General features: G+C 62.5%; 2 protein-coding genes. Both read right to left on the bottom strand.

Translation table 11 applies throughout. From position 1 onward, the window contains the following. Positions 1-223 precede the first annotated feature (223 nt). Positions 224-838 carry a transposase gene (locus VQ042_RS25655; protein WP_331823059.1) on the bottom strand — a complete coding sequence of 205 codons (615 nt, stop codon included), beginning with the start codon at positions 836-838 and terminating at the stop codon, positions 224-226. Positions 839-876: 38 nt separating this feature from the next. Beyond that, positions 877-1,058 (bottom strand): helix-turn-helix domain-containing protein (locus VQ042_RS25650; protein WP_331823058.1); only part of this gene is annotated, 182 nt, incomplete at its 5' end.

Below are 1,058 nucleotides of genomic sequence, written 5' to 3'. Positions count from 1 at the left end.
CGTCAACCACAAAAGTGCCAGGACAGCATCATCGATCTTGTCGTTATCGATCTCCACGCGGTCAGGATAACACAGCAAACCGAGACCGCCGCGGCTCACACCGGATGGATACCTTGTGCTCGGCCATGGGTGCATTGCGCTGACGCAATCGGTACCTGCCCAAGTCGGGAGGATCGAGCGAACTGGAGTCCGAGATGTCGGCATGTGTATGATACCGACCAGCTCATGAACTGACCGCTTTGATGTAGGGATAGTTGCAGAGGGACCGGATGCGGGCTTGATCTTTGGTGGCGCGGTTCCAGGCGTCGCAGCAAGCGTCGATGATGGCTTGCCTGTCGCGGAAGACGCACAGGCTGAGGGAGGTCTCGCGCAGATAGAACCAGAGCCGCTCGACTGGGTTGAGTTGGGGACTGTAGGGCGGAAGTGCGACGAGGGTGATGTTCGCCGGTACGTCGAGGGCCTTTTCGCCGTGCCATCCGGCGCCGTCGAGAACCATGACGACATGGACGTCGTCCGGAATGGTGTGGGCGAACTCGGCNTTCGCCGGTACGTCGAGGGCCTTTTCGCCGTGCCATCCGGCGCCGTCGAGAACCATGACGACATGGACGTCGTCCGGAATGGTGTGGGCGAACTCGGCGAGGTAGAGGTTCATCATCGCCTTGTCGGCATAGGGCAGGACCAGGGCGAAGGACTGGCCGGTGGAGGGTTCGACGGCGCCGAAGATGTAGGTCCATTCGAAGCGCTGGTCGCAGAGTCCGGGTGGTCGCTTGCCGCGGGTCCACCAGCGGTGGCAGAGGCGGCCTTTCTGGCCAACCCTTGCTTCGTCCTGGAACCACAGCGCAATCCGCTTGCCGGGATGGTCGACCTTTGCTGCTTTCAGGGCCTCGGCGAGCCCTTTTTTTTGAAGCGCGCCTGGCGCCCCGGATCGCTCTGAGGGTGGGTCGACCGGGCTTTCTGGCGCGAAAAGCCGTTACGGCGCAGGATGCGCGACAGGCTGGCGGGATGAACACGCTTGTCGAACCGCGCCTCGATCCAGCGGGAGAGTTCCGCCAGTGTCC

Source organism: Aurantimonas sp. A2-1-M11, from assembly GCF_036549475.1.
GTDB lineage: Bacteria > Pseudomonadota > Alphaproteobacteria > Rhizobiales > Rhizobiaceae > Aurantimonas.
Note: the sequence above shows the minus strand (reverse complement) of the source record. Positions and strands in the feature narration are given on the sequence as shown.